The following is a 15,832-nucleotide window of genomic DNA, read 5'->3' on the forward strand; positions in this document are numbered from 1 at the left end:
CCACATTGCACCTCGCTCAGCGCGTCACACCGATAAAGCGCAAGCCCACGCCCGGTTCGGTGACGATGTAATGCGGGTCGGCGGCATCGTCGTGCAGTTTCTGGCGCAGTTTGCCGACCAGGATGCGCAGGTAATGGGTGTCGTCTTCGTGAGTGGGGCCCCACACCTCGCGCAGCAGTTGCGGCTGGGTAACCACGCGGCCGGCGTGTCTGAGCAGTAGCGCAAGCAAGGCGTATTCCTTGCGACTCAAGGGCACCACCTCGCCAGTGAGCGTGACTTCGCGCAGGCCCAGATGAATGTGCAGGCGGCCGTCGTCGAACACGCTTTCTTCCACCGTGCTGCCGGCGCCGGCCTGGCGCAACAGCGAGCGGATGCGTGCCATCAATTCCTGCACGCCGAACGGTTTGGTGACGTAGTCATTGGCGCCGGCATCGAGCGCGGCGACCTTCTCTGTTTCACCCGCGCGCACGGTGAGCATGATCACCGGCACGTTGGACCACTGACGGATCTCGCGCAGCACTTCGTGGCCGTCGCGATCGGGCAGGCCGATGTCCAGTACCACCAGGTCGGCGCCCTGCCCGGCTAGCGTGACCAAGCCTTCTTCGGCGGTGCCGGCCTGCAGCACGCGGTAGCCCTGCGCACGCAGGCTGATGTCGAGAAAGCGGCGGATCTGCGGCTCGTCGTCGACGATCAGCACGCGGGCGGGCGGGATGGCAGTAGGATCAGTCGGCATCGGGGCGAGGTGGCGCGGCGGGAACGAGCAACGGCAGCGTAATGCGGATTGTGGTGCCGTGACCATCTGCGCCGGCCAGCGCCTCCACGCTGCCGCCGTGCGCGCCGATCATGCCCTGGCAGATGGCAAGGCCCAGCCCGGTGCCATTGCGACCACGGTCGCCGCGCTCCACGCTGTAGAACATGTCGAAAATGCGCGCGCGCTCGTCTTCGGGAATGCCCGGGCCCTGGTCGCCGATATCGATCTGCAAGGCGCCAGCCTGCAGACGCGCGTGCACCGTCACCGCAATGCCCGGTGGCGAAAATTTCGCCGCATTCTCCAGCACGTTGAAGATGACCTGTTCCACCAGTGCCGGATGCACCCAGATCGCCGGCAGGTCGCCGGCCAGATCCAGTTGCAGGCGCACCGCTGGCTGGTAGCGCTGCAGCCGGCGCGTGGCCGAGCCGATCAATTCGTCCACGCCGATCCAGTCGCGATTCAAGGTCAACCCGGTGTGGCCGAGCCGGGTCATGTCGAGCAGGTTCTGGATGTAGCGATCCAGCCGCTCGCCTTCGAGCTGGATGGTGTCCAGCAGGCTGTGGCGGTCCTGCGCGTCCATCGCATCGCCATAGCTGGCCAGACTGCTGGCCGAGCCGATCATCGAGGCCAGCGGCGAGCGCAGATCGTGCGAGACCGACGACAACAATGCCGAGCGCAGGCGCTCGGTTTCGCCGCTGACGCGTGCGCCTTCCAGATCGGCGACCAGGCGCGTGCGCAGCGCCGCCTGGCCGATGTCTTCCACCATCGCTTCGGCAAGCCTGCGTTGCTCCAGGCCGGGCCGCGCCACGTTCTGGCGGAAGCGCAGCGCGGCCACACCCAGGCTACCGCGCTCGTGCCGCACCGGCAGGCACCACCACTGCGCGCCGGCCAGCGTATCGGTGAAGCGGCCGGCCGGCTGGCCGTGGCGCTGGGTCCACTCCGCCGCGCTGCGATCGAGCGTGCCGAAGCTGGCCGGTGCGTCGCTTTCGCGTTGCTCCAGACGCAACCAGGCTTCTGCATCGAGTGCCGTTGCCAACGCGCGGCGGCCGGCTTCCAGCACCTGGCCCAGATCGGCGGCGGTGCTGAGTTCGCGGGCCAGTGCCTGCAATGCATTGGCATGCGTATTGGCGGCGCGCAAGGCCAGTACCTGGCTGCGCAGACGCGAGGCCAGACGGCCGGCGACCAGGGCTGCGATCAGGAACAGGCACACCGTCACCACGCCCTGGCGCGCGCTGATATGCAGGGTGAAACGCGGTTCGATGAAGAAGAAGTTGTAGGCGACAAAACTCAGCAGCGCGGCGATCACTGCGGCTGCCATGCGCGTGCGCGAGGCCACCAGCACCACCGCGACGATGAACACCATCGAAAGATCGTCGATGCCAGTCCAGAGCTGGATCACCCACGCCACTGCGACCGCTGCAGCGGCCGCAGTCGCCGCGAACGCCAGGTCGTAACGTTGCAGCCACTGACGCGGATTGCGCCAACGCTGGCGTGCACGCGCACGCGCATCGGCGGAGCTGACGATGACCAGTTCGTAATGCGCGCCACGCTGCAACAATTGCTGGGTCAGGGTGCGGTTGAACATGCGCGCGAGCGGGCGCTCGCGCGTGCGCCCCAGCACCAGGGTGGACACGCCGTTTTGCGAGGCGAAATCCAGCAGCGCTTCTGCAACGTTGGCGCCGAGCAGCAGCGCGGTATTTCCCCCCAAACGGCGTGTCAGTGCGAACGCGCGGTCGATTTCAAGCTGCCAGGCCGCATCGGCCACGGTGCGCGTCTGCACGGTGACCACGGTCCACGGCGCATCGCGCCGCTCGGATAACCGCCGTGCCACCCGCACCAGATAATCCGAGCTGCCACGCCCATCGATGGCCACCACCACCCGGCGACGCAATGCGGCGGCGCCGGGCAAACCGCGCGCGGCCTGGGTGTCGCGTAGATCACTGTCGACGCGGTCGGCAGCGGCCTGCATCGCCAGCTCGCGCAGCGCGGTGAGATTGGAGGGCGAAAAAAACGCCTGCAAGGCCTGCGTCGCCTGTTCGGGCAGATACACCTTGCCCTGCTGCAGCCGCTCGATCAGTTCGCGCGGCGGCAGATCCACCAACACGATGTCGCGCAGGCGATCGAACACCGCATCGGGCACCGTTTCGGACACGCGCACGCCGGTGATGCGCAGCACGATGTCGTTGAGACTTTCCAGATGCTGGATGTTGACCGTTGTGTAGACATCGATGCCGGCATCGAGCAGTTCGACGATGTCCTGCCAGCGTCGCTCGTGCCGGCTACCCGGCACATTGCGATGGGCAAGCTCGTCGATCAGGGCCAGCTTGGGCTTGCGCGCCAGCAACGCGTCAAGGTCGAGTTCTTCCAGCTCCCGGCCCTGGTAGCTGATGCGAGTGCGCGGCAACAGCGGCAGGCCATCCAGCAGCGCGGCAGTTTCGCTGCGGCCATGGGTTTCGATCACACCGGCCACCACGTCCATGCCCTGCCGCAAGCGCTCGCGCGCGCGCGACAACATGGCGTAGGTCTTGCCGACGCCGGGCGCGGCGCCCAGAAAGACGGTCAGGCGCCCCCCATGTTCGCGCTGCAGTTCGCCGATCAGCGCGTCGGCTTGTTGGGTGCGGGCGTCGGTCATCGGGAATGGAGAATGGAGAATAGGAATCGCAAAGCCTACAGCTGCCTGACGATCCTAGCGCTTTTGCTTCAACCCATTCTCGATGACCGATTCCCGATTCCCAGCCGCATCCAGCGCAAGGTTCAGCGCTAAAACATTCACACGCTGCTGCCCAAGCAGGCCGAACTGTTGGTGTTCGGTAGCAGCCTGCACCAGAGCGGCTACGCGTTGTTCCGGCCAGCCGCGCGCGGTGGCGACACGGCGCAGTTGCACCTGCACGGCAGCCGGGCTCAGATTCGGGTCCAGGCCACTGCCGGATTGGGTCAGCAATTCGCTGGGAACCGCCTCCGGTGCGATGCCGTCGCGTGCGGCCACTTCGGCCCGCATGGCTGCAATGCGGGCCTGCAGATCGGGATTGGAACGCGCCTGGTTGCTGCCGGCCGCCGCTGTCGGGTCGTACTTGGCCGCCGAAGGACGCGGCTGGAAATAGCGCGCATCGGCAAACGGCTGAGCCACCAGTGCCGAGCCGACGACACGCGTGTCATCACGCAGCAGCGAGCCCTGCGCCTGCAAGGGAAACAGCGCGCCAGTGATGCCCGTGGCAACCAACGAATAGCTCAAGCCCAGACCAAACAAGATGAACAACGCCAGCATCACCGCGCCGCGCAAGGCGCCGTCGTCGCGCAACGGCAGCGAACGGGACATGCGAGTGTTTGAAGAAATCGTCATGACTCAGTTTCCCAGAGTGGCGACAAGCGCCAGGTCGATCAACTTGATTGCGGCAAATGGCAGCAACACGCCACCCACGCCGTAGATCAGCATGTTCCGGCGCAGCAAGGCCGTGGCGCTGGAGGGACGAAAGCGCACGCCGCGCAGCGCCAACGGAATCAACGCAGGAATGATCAGTGCATTGAAGATCAATGCCGCAAGCACTGCATGACGCGGGCTGGACAACTGCATCACGTTAAGTGCGGCCATCGAGGGAATCGCCGCGGCAAACAGCGCCGGCAGGATCGCGAAATACTTGGACACATCGTTGGCCAACGAGAACGTGGTCAACGCACCACGCGTGATCAGCTGCTGCTTGCCCACCTCGACCACCGCCAGCAATTTGGCAGGATCCGAATCCAGATCGACCATGTTGCCGGCCTCCTTGGCCGCCTGCGTGCCGGAGTTCATTGCCAGGCCTACGTCGGCCTGCGCGAGCGCCGGTGCATCGTTGGTGCCGTCGCCAACCATCGCCACCAGCCGTCCGCCGGCCTGCTCGGCGCGGATGCGCGCCAGCTTGTCTTCCGGGCGCGCTTGCGCGATGTAATCGTCCACGCCGGCTTCGGCTGCAATCGCTGCGGCAGTGAGCGGGTTGTCGCCGGTGATCATCACCGTCTTGATGCCCATCGCACGCAACTGCGCGAACTTCTCCTTGATGCCCGGCTTGACCACGTCACTCAACTCGACCACACCGAGCACGTGACGGCCTTCGGCCACCACCAGCGGTGTCGCGCCGCTGCGCGCGACTTCTTCGATGCGTCCGTTCAATTCCGGCGACACCGTGGCACCCATCGCCTGCACATACGCCACGATCGCGTCGCCGGCGCCCTTGCGGATGCCACGCCCGGCCAAATCAACGCCGGACATGCGGGTTTGCGCGGTGAACGCGATGAAGTGCGCACCCTCTGGTTCGACCGCCACCGCACCCTGCTGGCGTGCCAGCTTGACGATAGACTTGCCTTCCGGCGTCGGGTCGGCAAGCGAGGCGAGCATCGCCGCATCGCGTAGTTGCGCACGATCGATGCCTGCCAGCGGATGGAACGCGGTGGCCTGCCGATCGCCGAAGGTGATGGTGCCGGTCTTGTCGAGCAGCAACACGTCTACGTCGCCGGCCACTTCCACTGCCTTGCCGGATTTGGCCAACACATTGGCCGACAGCGCGCGGTTCATGCCGGCGATGCCGATCGCCGGCAACAGCCCGCCGATGGTGGTCGGAATCAGGCACACCAGCAGCGCGATCAGCAGCAGAGGATCCAATGCGACGCCAACGAAACCTGCGATCGCCGGCAGCGACGCCACCACGATCAAGAACGTCAGCGTCATCGCCGCCAGCAACAAGGTAAGCGCGATTTCGTTCGGCGTTTTCTGCCGGTTGGCGCCTTCCACCAACGCGATCATGCGATCCAGAAAACTATGCCCCGGCTCGGCGGTGACCTTGAACACGATCTCATCGGAGAGCACCCGCGTCCCGCCGATCACACCACTGCGATCGGTGCCGGCCTCGCGCAATACCGGTGCCGATTCGCCGGTCACCGCGGCTTCGTTGATCGTTGCAACGCCGCGCACTATTTCGCCATCGGCCGGGACGAATTCGCCTTCGGACACCATCACGTAGTCGCCCGGCCGCAACTCCGCCGCCGGCACGCGGGTCTCGCGGCCACCGAGTGCGGTTTCTACGCGACGTGCCACCAAATCCTTGCGCGCACGGCGCAACGAGGCCGCCTGTCCACGCCCACGCGCTTCGGCGATGGCCTCGGCGAAATTGCCGAACAACACAGTGACGAACAAAATCGCCGTCACCGCCCAGCCGAAGCCGGCATTGCCATGCCCGCTGGCGGTGATCACCGCCGCCAACACCGTGCCTCCCATCACCACCGCCATCACTGGGCTGCGCAGCAAATGCCGCGGCGCCAACTTGAGGAAGGCAGCACGCATCGCCGCAACCAGCACGGCAGCATCGAACAACGCTGCGTCGCCGCGCTCGCGTTTTTCAGTCGTATCGATCGTAGACATTGCTCAAACTCTCAGGACGCCGCCAGGGCGAGGTGTTCATCGATAGGACCCAGCACCAGTGCCGGCATGAACTGCAGCACGGTGAGCACAAGCACGATCGCCATCAGGGTCAACGCAAAGGTGGGGGTTTCGACCTGCAAGCTGCCGGCCGACTCCGGCGCACGCCGCTTCACCGCCATACGCGCAGCCACAATCAACGGCAAAATCAACGACGGATACCGGCCCAGTACCAACACCACCGAGCAGCTCAGGTCCCACCAATACGTCGCGTCGCCCAGGCCTTCGAAACCCGAACCATTGTTGGAGAATGCAGAGGTGTACTCGTAGAACACCTGGCTGATACCGTGAAAGCCGGGATTGGAATTGGCAGTCAATGCCGGCACCGCCAACGCTACCGCAGTGAAGCCCAATACCACCAGCGGCTGCAGCAGAATCAATAGCGCAAGCAACTGCACTTCGCGCGATTCGATCTTGCGGCCGAACAACTCCGGCGTGCGGCCTGTCATCAAACCGGCCAGAAACACGCTCAGCAACAGATACACCACAAACTGCTGCAAACCGCAGCCGATGCCGCCCCAGATCGCGTTGATCAGCATGTTCACCAGCGTGACCAGGCCGCTCAGTGGCGCCAACGAATCATGCATCGCATTGACCGAGCCATTAGAGGTCTGTGTGGTCAACGCCGCCCACAACGCGGACGCATCGGCGCCAATACGCACCTCTTTGCCTTCCATCAAGGCAGGCGAGCTCGTGCTGGCCGAATACGCTTCGGACCACAGCAACAGCGCGGTGGATGCGGCCGACATCGTCAACATGGTGCCGAATACCAATGCGGTGAGACGTTTGCGCCCGGTCAGATAGCCAACCATGAACACCACGCTCATCGGCAACAACACGATCGCCAGCGTTTCGAGAAAATTGCTCAACGGCGTTGGGTTTTCCAGCGCCACCGAACTATTGGGACCGTACCAGCCACCACCATTGGTGCCGAGTTGCTTGACCGCAACCATCGCCGCAACCGGGCCGACCGGGATGGTCTGCTTGGGCATGCCGGCACTGCTATCCAGCGGTGCGGCCGTTGCCGCACCCTGCAGTGTGGACGGCACGCCTTGCCAGCCAAGCAGCACGGTCCACAGCAGACACAACGGCAGCAGGACGCGCACGCTGGCGCGGATCACATCGGCCCAGTAATTGCCGACGTCTGCCTCGGGCAGGGCCTCTAACCCGGAAGTCGACTGCTGCCGTCCTTGGCGCGACAGCACTCTCTCCGGATCGTCCGATCCTGCCATCGGGGCGCTCGCCGTCGCCTCCAATGCCGGCGAGGCATCGGACACGCTCGCGACGGCGCGCCCGCCGAACAACGCACGCAGGGTCGCCACTGCCAACGCCAGTCCCATCATCGGTGTCACTACCTGCAGGCCGACGATGCCGGTCATCTGCGCCAGATACGACAACTGCGCCTGGCCCGAATAGTGCTGCTGATTGGTGTTGGTGACGAACGACACCATGGTGTGAAGCGCAGTATCCCAACGCATGTTCGGGATGGCATCCGGGTTGAACGGTAGCCACGCCTGGGTCATGAACACTGCCCAGGTCAGCAGGCCGACAATCAGGTTGCTGAGCAAAAACGCCACGGCATAGCCGCGCCACGACATGCCCTGCTGCGGGCGGGTGCCGAGCAACGCATACAACGGCCGTTCGATCCAGCCGAACACCGCATCGCCGCGCATCGGCGCGCCACGCATCACCGCCGCCAGATAGCGGCCCAGAGGCCACGCCAGCACGATGGCCAGCGCATAGACAAGAAAGGTTTCAGTCATTGGAGCGCACTCGCATCAGAAGTCTTCGGGCCGCAACACCACGTACAACAAATACGCAGCGGCAACGAGTACGGCCACGCCGCACAGCAGGGACAACCAGGCAGGCATGTCGGTTACTCCCGATGACGCGCGCAACGCGGCGCGATGGATGCGATGCGCGACGGCATATGCAGCGTCTGCAGGCCAACAAGGCAAAGCGCTGCCGCACCGTGCGCGCAGCACCGATTGAGCAGACAGGTCAAAGGATGCATCGGGATCGTCCAGGGCGGAACCGCTCCGCCAACCTGCGCAGTGTCTTCCCGGGCTGCGTAAAGTCGCTATGGACCTGTCATGGCTGCCGCGTAAATTCTGCATAAATGCTGCGTAGCGACGGCATGCAGCGACGTATCCACCCTCTGCAGTGGTCTCAAGGCAACTACGACGAGTGCCTTCGTTGACACGCTGATCGGACACGCCGTTTATTCAACCAACGCGCGCCATGCCCTGCTTGCAACCATGCACACCGACCATCTCGACTGGTCCTTGCCCGCCCACCGTCGCGGGACCTTCTGCGGCATGGATGCCCCACAACAGCCTCCAGGGACGGATTCACGGCGTGTCCCGCGAGGGTGGGCGGGCAAGGGCCCTGCAACAAAGCCGCAGATCAGCCGCCCTGTGTCCGCCTCTCAACCATCGTCAAACGTTTACTGACAGTCGAGCGCGCACAAGTCCACGCGACATCCGACTGTACAAGCCAAAGTAGGCCGTCGAGAGCTGTGCGCCCGCGCACCTGTCGACGCAACACTCACCGCCGCTGCACTAACGTGCGGACGTCATCTATCAGAGTCTTCGCACATGCCCTTCCGCTATTCGATCAGCCTGCCCGACCCCACGCTCGCCCGCGGCGGCGATGCGAGCGTGAGCTTCAGCGCCCACGGTGCCGAGGCATTTGCCGAACAGTTGCAGGCGGCCCTGCGTGACCCTGCCTGGTTCGATCGCTGGCGCCAGCTGCAGGCCGACCCAGACGCGGTGGACACGAGCTTTGGCGTCACCGATCCGTCGGCGACGGTGAGCGGCAAGCAGGGTGACCCACGTATCGACCTAGTCGCCACCACCAGCATCCCCGGCGACCTGCTCAAGCAGCGCATGCAGGCACTGGCCGGACATCATTGGGAATTGCGCGACGTGCGTTGAAGCCCACTGCCGCTGCGCGCACGGCGCGGCGGCGGCACCGCGGCGGCAAGCCTGCTCAGGTCAGCGCGTTGTTCACCACACGCCGTGGCCAACGCCACTTCAGATTCACCGCCAGCGTCCCGATCACGATCAACGCCAGGCCCAGCCATTGCACCGGCACCAGCGCGTGGCCGTAGAGCAGATAGTCCAGCAACAGCGTGACCAGCGGATACACGAACGCCAGTACCGCGATCGTGGCCACATGCAGGTGGCGATAGGACGAATAGAACAGCACATACACGATGCCGCTGTGGATCACGCCCAAGCCCACCAGCCACAGCCAGTGCAGGCCCGGATGCAGCGCGGCGCCACTGGAAAACCCCGCAAGCAATAAGGTGCCGACCCAGCATTGTACGGTCACAACAGCAAGTGGCCGCTCGCGGCTGATGCGGCGCGACATCAACAACGATGCACCGCACAGCAACGCCGCCAGCAAGGTCAGCGCGATGCCGAGCAGATAGCCGCGATCGGCGCTCTGCCACAACCGCGCCGGATCTGCAGAACACGCCACACCGACGAAGGCCAGCAACGTCCAGGCCAGGTCGACACGGCGCGTGCGCTCGCCCTGCAGCAATGCGGCAAGGATCAACATCACGAACGGAAACACGTGGTAGACCATCGCCGCCACACCGATCGACGAGCGCGCCATGCCGGCGAACAACGCCACCCAGTTCAGCACCAGCAAGACACCGCTGATGACCGCATCGCGCAACAGCGCACGCTCGCGCCACAGGCCGCGCAGCTGCCCACCGATCAAACCGCACACCGTCATAAACAGCGCACCGAACAGGCAGCGGTAGAACACCGCAGTCACCGAATCCTGCCCGCTTTCGTGCACGAAGACGCCCACCGACCCGATCAACACTTCGGCCACCAGCAATTGCCAGATCGCACGTCGTGCAGCACCGGCCGATGTCGCTTGAACCGCCAAGGGAATGCTCATAGCGCAATCGTTCCCTGCAGATACTGCACAGCGCTGCCGCGCACGTACACATGCTGCGGCTCGACCCGGCAATCGAGTTCACCGCCGCGTGCCGATGCCTGCAGCGCACGCAGCTGCGTCTTGCCAAGCGTTTGTGCCCACAGCGGCGCCAACGCGGCATGGATCGACCCGGTCACCGGATCCTCGCTACCGCCATTGGCCGGCCAGAAATAGCGCGAGACGAAGTCATGCCCAGTCCCCGGCGCGGTGACCGCTACATCGCGCGGCGCCAGCACCAACATCCGGCTCAGATCGGGCGTTACCTCACGCACCTGTCCTTCATCGGCGTAGACGGCGATGTAGGCCTGCGCGTTTGCATAGACAGCCTGTGGCGCGATCGACAACGCCTCCAACAAGGCTTGCGGCACTACCGGCACCAGCGACGGCATCTGGTTGGGGAAGCACAGCTCGAAGGTACTCTCGGCCACCCTGGCGACCTCGATCTCACCGACTGCAGGCGCGCGCAATCGCAACGGGAATGCAGCGCCTTGATGCATGGCAATCACGAACGCGCTGGCCAAGGTCGCATGCCCGCAGAAGCCGACTTCCTTGATCGGAGAAAACCAGCGAATGTCGAATACTCCGCTCTCGTCGCGCACGAAAAATGCGGTCTCCGACAAATTGTGTTCGCTGGCAATCGCCTGCATCAGCGACTCCGGCAGCCATTCCTGCAACGGCACAACAGCCGCAGGATTGCCCTTGAAACGCACCGTAGTGAACGCATCGACCATAAACATAGGAAGCAGCACGGCCAACCTCACAGAAGAGAACACACACCTGGCGCACTCACCGGGCCGACCCAGTCTGCAGCGCAGTACACGACCCTGACAGATTCAGATACGCTGCAAATCGACCAATACAGATGAAAGGTACCGGCACATGCTTCTGTACGAATCGCTGGCCACTCAGCTGCGACAGCAAATCGAAGGCGGCACCCTGCGTGCCGGCGAGCGCCTGCCTTCGATCCGGCAACTGGCTGCCAATCACGGCATCAGCACCGCCACCGCAGTGCAGGCCTTCCTGCAACTGGAACGCGAAGGGCGCGTGCAGGCGCGGCCGCGCTCCGGCTACTTCGTGCGCACCACCGCCTCTGCATTGCCTGTCGCTACACCCGCAACGCGTCGGCGCAAACCCGGCATGGTCGACAACCCTGCCTTGCAGCGCGTGCTCGACACCCTGGCGCGTACCGACCTGCTGCCGCTGCACACCGCCACTCCCGCGCCGGCGTTGTTGCCGGCTGCGCACTTGGCCGCCGCCCTGTCGCGTCAGTTGCGGCGCCAACGCACTGCCGCACTGGACTACGCACCGCCACAAGGCCACGCCGTACTGCGCCGGCAGATCGCACAGCGCTACGCACACTGCGCAACCACCGTAGCCGCAGAAGAAGTGGTGATCACCGCCGGTGCGATGGAGGCCATTAGCCTGGCGCTGCGCACGCTCACCGCACCGGGCGATGTAGTGCTGGTGGAAACGCCCACCTACCACGGCATCCTGCAGGCGGTGGCCGCGTTACGACTCAAGGTGCTGGAAGTCCCCAACCGCGCCGGCCACGGCATCGATGTCGCGCGCCTGGACGCGCTGCTGCAACGCACGCCGGTACGCGCGGCGCTGCTGGTGCCCAACTTCAAAAATCCAAACGGCAGCCTCACCCCCGACAGTGCCAAGTACGCATTGCTCGACAGCTGCGCGCGCCACGGCACCGTGGTGATCGAAGACGATATCTACGGCGAACTGGATTGGTCGGGCCAGCGCCCACGCCCGCTACGCCACTTCGACACGCATGCCAACGTGATCACCTGCGGCTCGTTCTCCAAGGTACTGTCGCCCGGCCTGCGAGTGGGGTGGTTGCTGGGCGGCGACTGGACCGACGCCTTGGTGCGCGCCAAATACTTTTCCACCGTCGGCAGCGCCAGCCTACCGCAACTGGCGCTGGCCGATTATCTTGCGCAGCACGATCTGGAACGGCATCTGCGCAAGCTACTCCGCACCCTGGCCGACAACGGCCAACGCCTGCGCGATGCGATCGTGCGGCATTGGCCGGAGGGAACGCGGGTGGGCGACCCGGCCGGCGGACTCTCGCTGTGGCTGCAATTACCGAACGGTGAAAGTGGACAAGCCTTGTTCGAAGCCGCATTGGCCGAAGGTATCGGCACCTCGCCGGGCCATCTGTACTCCAGCCGCGGCGATTACGCAGATCATCTACGCCTGACCTGCGGCCAGCCGTGGAGCGACACGCTGGAACGTGCGATGCGACGATTGGGCAAGCTTGCGGCGCAGGTGGCGCGTTAGCTTCGTTGTTGGCATCAACTTTTGAATTGGCGTCGGCTGTTGCTGTTGCTGTTGAACAACAACAACGATGTCGCCGCATCTACTTGACGCGAACTTTCAGATGCGCAATAGCGAGCCCCTCTCCCCACGGGAGAGGGGTTGGGGTGAGGGTAAGGGGCGAAGCCGTCGTCACTTTCAAACTGCACGAGGCTTCGCTCGTACACTCATCCGCCCCTGCGGGGCACCTTCTCCCGAAGGGAGAAGGGACATCAGGTTGCCGCTTTACTCATGACACCAGCGCACGCAATACAGCAATGCCAGGCGCCAGGCGCGTACCTCTCGCCATCCCATGGCACGCACTCCACTACTCACTCAACCAGCCACTCCTCACGCAACGAAACAATCAACCACGCAACGCCGCAGCATGATGCGCAATATGCTCGCCGATAAAACTCGAGATGAAGTAATAGCTATGGTCATAACCAGGCTGCAGACGTACCGTGACCGGATAATCAGCGGTCTGTGCAGCTTCCTCGAATAGCGCAGTTTTCAACTGGTTTTCGAGAAATTCATCCGCGTCGCCCTGATCGATCAATAGCGGCAAGCGCTCCTGCGTCTTTGCGATCAACGCAGTGGCGTCATAGGCTTTCCACGTATCGCGATCCGGCCCCAGATACTGGCCAAACGCCTTCTCACCCCACGGCACCTGGCTCGGCGCGACGATCGGTGAAAATGCCGACACGCTGCGATAGCGGCCCGGATTCTTCAATGCGATGGTCAAGGCGCCGTGCCCGCCCATCGAGTGGCCGCTGATCGCGCGCGCGCCGGTGGTAGCGAAAGTCGCTTCGATCAACGCCGGCAATTCGTTCACCACATAGTCGTACATGCGGTAGTGCGCCGCCCACGGCTGCTCGGTGGCATCGACGTAGAAACCGGCGCCCTTGCCGATATCGTAGCCGTCCGCGTCGGCCACGTCGTCGCCACGCGGGCTGGTATCCGGTGCGACCAGGATCACGCCATGCTCGGCCGCGTAACGCTGCGCGCCGGCCTTGCTGATGAAATTCTGTTCGGTGCAGGTCAGGCCGCTGAGCCAGTACAGCACCGGCAGCGGGCCATCGGCGGCCTGCGGTGGCAGATACACGCCCACCTGCATGCTGCAGTTCAAGCTCTGCGACTGGTGCCGGTAGACGTCTTGCCAACCGCCGAAGCAGGCACGGTGTTCGATACGTTCCATGAGATTCCTTCGATAAAAACCTGCGGCCGACATGGATGCCGACCGCGGGGTTGGGCGATCAGTGCAGCAAGCCCTTATGGCGTGCCACATTGGCCGCCAATGCATCCATCAATCCCGGCGACAGGCAGTCGTACGGGGTCAAGCCGAGCTCGTTGAGACGCGCGCGTACGCCGTCCATGTCATCCGGCGGCGTGCCGGTTTCGATGATGGAGGACACGAACGCCGCAAAGCCCGGCGGCGACCAGCCCGACTGTTGCGACAACTCGGTATGGATGAAGTCAAGACCGTAAAACGCATGGTCCTTGTTCTCGATGCGGCCAATCATATGCACACCGCAACCGGTACAGGCGTGGCGCTGGATCGCCGCGCTTTCGTCGACGATCTTGAGCTTCTCCGCATGCGCGGTGACCGTGACCTTGTCGCGCGGCACCACTGCAATCACCGAAAAGGTCGCGCCTTCCGGCTTCCAGCATTTACTGCAACCGCAGGCGTGGTTATGCGCGGTCTGCGCACCCACTTCCACGGTCACCTTGTCGCTGGCACAATGGCATTCAAGGGTTCCCCCCTGAAAGCTTTCTGCACCTCCACGCGCAACACCACTGTCTACCGAAGGATGAATCGAGACGCTGGTCATCATGCCCCTCCCGGAGTATCGGGTACCACGTGCGCGGAAGCGGCCGCGCGCCTATCCTGGCCGTACGGTCAGAAGTGAATCACGGTGCGGATCGACTTGCCTTCGTGCATCAGGTGGAAGGCTTCGTTGATCTCTTCCAGCGGCATGGTGTGGGTGATGAACGGGTCCAGATCGATCTCGCCCTTCATCGATTGCTCCACCATGCCCGGCAATTGGGTACGTCCCTTGACGCCGCCGAAGGCCGAGCCGCGCCACACGCGGCCGGTCACCAGCTGAAACGGACGGGTGCTGATTTCCTGGCCTGCACCAGCCACGCCGATGATGACGCTCTCGCCCCAGCCCTTGTGGCAACACTCCAGCGCCGACCGCATCACGTTGACGTTGCCGATGCACTCGAAGCTGAAATCCACGCCGCCATCGGTCAACTCGACGATGACCTCCTGGATCGGCTTGTCGTAGTCCTTGGGGTTGATGCAATCGGTGGCGCCCATGCTGCGCGCCAGATCGAACTTGCCCGGGTTGGTGTCGATGGCCAGGATGCGCCCGGCCTTGGCCTGCACCGCGCCCTGAATCACCGCAAGACCAATGCCGCCCAGGCCGAACACCGCCACGCTCTCGCCCGGCTTGACCTTGGCGGTGTTGTGCACGGCACCGATGCCGGTGGTGACGCCACAGCCGAGCAGGCAGACCTTCTCCAGCGGCGCTTCCGGGTTGACCACGGCCAGCGAAATCTCCGGCACCACGGTGTACTCGCTGAAGGTGCTGCAGCCCATGTAGTGATAGATCGGCTCACCGTTGTAGGAGAAGCGCGTGGTGCCGTCGGGCATCAGGCCCTTGCCCTGCGTGGCACGCACTGCCTGGCACAGATTGGTCTTGCCGGACAGGCAGAATTTGCACTTGCGGCATTCGGCGGTATACAGCGGGATCACGTGATCGCCGACCTTGACGCTGGTGACGCCCTCGCCGATCTCTTCAACGATGCCGCCGCCTTCGTGGCCCAGCACGGACGGGAAGATGCCTTCCGGGTCGTCGCCAGACAGCGTGAACGCATCGGTGTGGCAGACGCCGGTGTGGGTGATGCGGACCAGCACTTCGCCGGCCTTCGGCGGTGCGACGTCGATTTCGACGATTTCCAGCGGCTTGCCGGGTCCGAATGCAACTGCTGCACGGGATTTCATTGGATGACGCTCCTGACGATGAGATTCAAGGACGGGTGCGGCATGCGCCGACCCGGTGGGAGTTCATTTGAGGTAGGACCGGACCAGGCCGAGCAATTCCTGCACCCGCTCGGCGCGTTGCGCATCGGACGTGGCGGCATGCCCGAAATCTTCCCGGATATGCGCTTCAAGCACCTGCGACATCAGCCCATTCACGGCCCCCCCGGATCGCGGCGATCTGCTGCAGCACAGGCGCATAGTCTGCGCCCGTCTGCAACGCACGTTCAAGCGCATCGCATTGCCCACGTAAGCGTCGCACGCGTGCTAGCGCTCGCTTTTTCTCTTGCGGCGAATGCGGCATGACGGCTCCGGCCAGATACTG

13 protein-coding genes and 1 pseudogene are annotated in these 15,832 nt (G+C 64.2%); 2 read left to right on the top strand and 12 right to left on the bottom strand.

The genetic code is table 11. The features are described from left to right. Nucleotides 1-16: 16 nt before the first annotated feature. From XpopCFBP1817_RS02895 to XpopCFBP1817_RS02920, 6 genes are read right to left on the bottom strand one after another with little or no spacing between them, the layout of a single operon-like run. Entirely contained in the window at nt 17-733 is a 717-nt protein-coding gene (locus XpopCFBP1817_RS02895; RefSeq protein ID WP_128415908.1) for a response regulator, read from the bottom strand. Beyond that, entirely contained in the window at nt 723-3,383 is a 2,661-nt protein-coding gene (locus XpopCFBP1817_RS02900) for a sensor histidine kinase (protein WP_128415909.1), read from the bottom strand. The genes XpopCFBP1817_RS02895 and XpopCFBP1817_RS02900 overlap by 11 nt, the downstream gene beginning before the upstream one ends. Before the next feature lie 54 nt (nt 3,384-3,437). Next, nucleotides 3,438-4,067: a potassium-transporting ATPase subunit KdpC gene (kdpC, locus tag XpopCFBP1817_RS02905; RefSeq protein ID WP_128415910.1), complete on the bottom strand. Its 630-nt coding sequence runs from the start codon at nt 4,065-4,067 to the stop codon at nt 3,438-3,440. A 27-nt stretch (nt 4,068-4,094) separates the two neighbouring features. Beyond that, entirely contained in the window at nt 4,095-6,143 is a 2,049-nt protein-coding gene (kdpB, locus tag XpopCFBP1817_RS02910; RefSeq protein ID WP_128415911.1) for a potassium-transporting ATPase subunit KdpB, read from the bottom strand. Between the two features lie 11 nt (nt 6,144-6,154). After that, nucleotides 6,155-7,963 (bottom strand): potassium-transporting ATPase subunit KdpA, encoded by a 1,809-nt coding sequence (gene kdpA / locus XpopCFBP1817_RS02915; protein WP_128415912.1) that lies wholly within the window; start codon nt 7,961-7,963, stop codon nt 6,155-6,157. Between the two features lie 15 nt (nt 7,964-7,978). Next, complete coding sequence (locus tag XpopCFBP1817_RS02920) at nt 7,979-8,071, bottom strand: potassium-transporting ATPase subunit F (protein WP_006452907.1); 93 nt, start codon at nt 8,069-8,071, stop codon at nt 7,979-7,981. A gap of 726 nt (nt 8,072-8,797) precedes the next feature. On the opposite strand from XpopCFBP1817_RS02920, the gene XpopCFBP1817_RS02930 reads away from it, so the two are divergent. Next, a complete protein-coding gene (locus tag XpopCFBP1817_RS02930) occupies nt 8,798-9,136 on the top strand; it encodes an SRPBCC family protein (RefSeq protein WP_128415914.1) in 339 nt (112 codons plus the stop codon). 55 nt (nt 9,137-9,191) lie between these two features. Here XpopCFBP1817_RS02930 and XpopCFBP1817_RS02935 read toward each other — a convergent pair whose 3' ends face one another. Together XpopCFBP1817_RS02935 and XpopCFBP1817_RS02940 are read right to left on the bottom strand one after the other, a co-directional pair. Continuing rightward, nucleotides 9,192-10,118 (bottom strand): DMT family transporter, encoded by a 927-nt coding sequence (locus XpopCFBP1817_RS02935; RefSeq protein WP_128415915.1) that lies wholly within the window; start codon nt 10,116-10,118, stop codon nt 9,192-9,194. Continuing rightward, entirely contained in the window at nt 10,115-10,894 is a 780-nt protein-coding gene (locus XpopCFBP1817_RS02940; RefSeq protein WP_425479048.1) for a PhzF family phenazine biosynthesis protein, read from the bottom strand. Before XpopCFBP1817_RS02940 ends, XpopCFBP1817_RS02935 begins: the two co-directional genes overlap by 4 nt. A 142-nt stretch (nt 10,895-11,036) precedes the next feature. Here XpopCFBP1817_RS02940 and XpopCFBP1817_RS02945 point away from each other — a divergent pair, with 142 nt between their 5' ends. Next, on the top strand, nt 11,037-12,446 hold the full coding sequence (locus XpopCFBP1817_RS02945) for an aminotransferase-like domain-containing protein (protein ID WP_128415917.1): 1,410 nt from the start codon (nt 11,037-11,039) through the stop codon (nt 12,444-12,446). A gap of 382 nt (nt 12,447-12,828) precedes the next feature. Here the strand turns inward: XpopCFBP1817_RS02945 and fghA are convergent, their stop codons facing one another. The 4 genes and pseudogenes from fghA to XpopCFBP1817_RS02965 all read right to left on the bottom strand — a co-directional run bounded on the left by fghA (nt 12,829) and on the right by XpopCFBP1817_RS02965 (nt 15,811). Continuing rightward, a complete protein-coding gene (gene fghA / locus XpopCFBP1817_RS02950) occupies nt 12,829-13,659 on the bottom strand; it encodes an S-formylglutathione hydrolase (protein ID WP_128415918.1) in 831 nt (276 codons plus the stop codon). 58 nt (nt 13,660-13,717) lie between these two features. Next, on the bottom strand, nt 13,718-14,293 hold the full coding sequence (gene gfa / locus XpopCFBP1817_RS02955; protein ID WP_023905099.1) for an S-(hydroxymethyl)glutathione synthase: 576 nt from the start codon (nt 14,291-14,293) through the stop codon (nt 13,718-13,720). A 68-nt stretch (nt 14,294-14,361) separates the two neighbouring features. Next, the gene (locus tag XpopCFBP1817_RS02960) at nt 14,362-15,471 is read right to left on the bottom strand and encodes an S-(hydroxymethyl)glutathione dehydrogenase/class III alcohol dehydrogenase (protein WP_006451640.1); all 1,110 of its coding nucleotides are present in this window, start codon (nt 15,469-15,471) and stop codon (nt 14,362-14,364) included. Nucleotides 15,472-15,534: 63 nt separating this feature from the next. Beyond that, nucleotides 15,535-15,811: pseudogene (locus XpopCFBP1817_RS02965) on the bottom strand (metal/formaldehyde-sensitive transcriptional repressor). Nucleotides 15,812-15,832: the final 21 nt, after the last annotated feature.

The organism is Xanthomonas populi, from assembly GCF_002940065.1.
GTDB lineage: Bacteria > Pseudomonadota > Gammaproteobacteria > Xanthomonadales > Xanthomonadaceae > Xanthomonas > Xanthomonas populi.